At 46.9% G+C, this 2622-nt stretch carries 2 tRNA genes and 2 rRNA genes; all 4 read left to right on the plus strand.

What is annotated here, in order from left to right:
* Positions 1-303 precede the first annotated feature (303 nt).
* Positions 304-1836, plus strand: a 16S ribosomal RNA gene (locus tag B5D06_RS08780).
* A 154-nt stretch (positions 1837-1990) separates the two neighbouring features.
* Positions 1991-2064, plus strand: a tRNA-Ile gene (locus B5D06_RS08785).
* Between the two features lie 12 nt (positions 2065-2076).
* A tRNA-Ala gene (locus tag B5D06_RS08790) sits at positions 2077-2150 on the plus strand.
* A gap of 186 nt (positions 2151-2336) precedes the next feature.
* A 23S ribosomal RNA gene (locus tag B5D06_RS08795) occupies positions 2337-2622 on the plus strand; the annotation flags it as partial.

The raw sequence follows: 2622 nt of genomic DNA on the forward strand, positions 1-2622 counted from the left end.
TTTTTTGGCGACAAAGGATGTTGGAGGTATTGCAGAATAGAAATAAAGTATTACCTTTGCATTCACGTTCTGTGAGGGACGTTTCTTCGACTGGTAAGGTTGGGGATATTGAAATAAGAGATCTTTGAGATACTTGATATAAAGAACAAATAGTGTAGTGCACAATACGAATTAGTATTGGACGAAACGAGGTAACAAAAGGAATAAAGCCCCTTGAAACGAGTTTTTAAGGACTATTCAATTCTTTGTTGTACTACTCAATAACATCATGAGCTGAAAAAAGGAAAAAAGAACATTAAAATAACAATGGAGAGTTTGATCCTGGCTCAGGATGAACGCTAGCGATAGGCTTAACACATGCAAGTCGAGGGGCAGCATGGTCTTAGCTTGCTAAGATTGATGGCGACCGGCGCACGGGTGCGTAACGCGTATGTAACCTGCCTGTAATTAGGGGATAGCTCGGTGAAAGTCGAATTAATACCCTATATTCTATATATTTCGCATGGGATTTATAGGAAAGATTTATTGATTACAGATGGGCATGCGTTCCATTAGCTTGTTGGTAAGGTAACGGCTTACCAAGGCTACGATGGATAGGGGGACTGAGAGGTTGACCCCCCACACTGGTACTGAGACACGGACCAGACTCCTACGGGAGGCAGCAGTGAGGAATATTGGTCAATGGGCGAAAGCCTGAACCAGCCAAGTCGCGTGAAGGAAGACTGTCCTATGGATTGTAAACTTCTTTTGTAGAGGAATAATGGTAGCCACGTGTGGCTAAGGGGAATGTACTCTACGAATAAGTATCGGCTAACTCCGTGCCAGCAGCCGCGGTAATACGGAGGATACGAGCGTTATCCGGATTTATTGGGTTTAAAGGGTGCGTAGGTGGCGAATTAAGTCAGTGGTGAAAAGCTGCAGCTCAACTGTAGTCTTGCCGTTGAAACTGGTTTGCTTGAGAGGAGACGAGGTATGTGGAATGTGTGGTGTAGCGGTGAAATGCATAGATATCACACAGAACGCCGATTGCGAAGGCAGCGTACCAGGCTCTATCTGACACTGAAGCACGAAAGCGTGGGTATCAAACAGGATTAGATACCCTGGTAGTCCACGCTGTAAACGATGAATACTAGATTTTTGCGATATACAGTAAGAGTCTAAGCGAAAGCGATAAGTATTCCACCTGGGGAGTACGCCGGCAACGGTGAAACTCAAAGGAATTGACGGGGGCCCGCACAAGCGGAGGAACATGTGGTTTAATTCGATGATACGCGAGGAACCTTACCTGGGATTGAAATTTAGGAGAACGATTTATGAAAGTAGATTTTCCCTTCGGGGCTCCTAAGTAGGTGCTGCATGGTTGTCGTCAGCTCGTGCCGTGAGGTGTCGGCTTAAGTGCCATAACGAGCGCAACCCGCGTTGATAGTTACTAACAGATAAAGCTGAGGACTCTATCGAGACAGCCGTCGTAAGACGCGAGGAAGGGGCGGATGACGTCAAATCAGCACGGCCCTTACATCCAGGGCGACACACGTGTTACAATGGCAAGGACAAAGGGAAGCCACATAGCGATATGGAGCAGATCCTCAAACCTTGTCCCAGTTCGGATCGGAGTCTGCAACTCGACTCCGTGAAGCTGGATTCGCTAGTAATCGCGCATCAGCCATGGCGCGGTGAATACGTTCCCGGGCCTTGTACACACCGCCCGTCAAGCCATGGGAGTCGGGGGTACCTGAAGAGTGTAACCGTAAGGAGCGCTTAAGGGTAATACCGGTGACTGGGGCTAAGTCGTAACAAGGTAGCCGTACCGGAAGGTGTGGCTGGAACACCTCCTTTCTGGAGCTTACGGTGTTTGTAGTACGCGTTTCTTGTTTGGTTTTACCCTATTTGGGTATGCACTCGCATTTGTTTCTTTAGATTAGGTATGTACGGGAATAGATGGCGCGGAGCGATCTGCGGGTTGAAGGCATATGCCGTGCTGTTGCATTACAGTCCTATAGCTCAGTTGGTTAGAGCGCTACACTGATAATGTAGAGGTCGGCAGTTCAACTCTGCCTGGGACTACGGAGTAGTTATGGGGGATTAGCTCAGCTGGCTAGAGCACCTGCTTTGCAAGCAGGGGGTCATCGGTTCGAATCCGATATTCTCCACGTTGATGGGCCCGTTTGATTTTTGGTTCATCGAGCGATCTTTGACATATTTAGTAACACAAGAATAAACAACAAGAGTAGAGCCGCTACGATATTATATTGTAGCGAATAGAATAAAAGTAATCTGCAAAAGCAAATTAATTACTCAACAATGGATGGTTTAATATTGTATTAAATCATTCACGGCGAAAAATAAGTAAGGGCAGACGGTGGATGCCTTGGCTCTCGGAAGCGAAGAAGGACGTGATAAGCTGCGATAAGCTGCGGGTATTGGCACATACAAATTGATCCGCAGATTTCCGAATGGGGCAACCCGTTAGGTAGGAGACCTAACACTATGTTATACATAGAGCAAACGTGGGGAACTGAAACATCTAAGTACCCATAGGAAAAGAAAACAAAAGTGATTCCCTTAGTAGTGGCGAGCGAACGGGGATTAGCCCAAACCGTAGATGTTTCGGCATTTGCGGGG

It is taken from the genome of Porphyromonas circumdentaria (genome assembly GCF_900167105.1).
GTDB lineage: Bacteria > Bacteroidota > Bacteroidia > Bacteroidales > Porphyromonadaceae > Porphyromonas > Porphyromonas circumdentaria.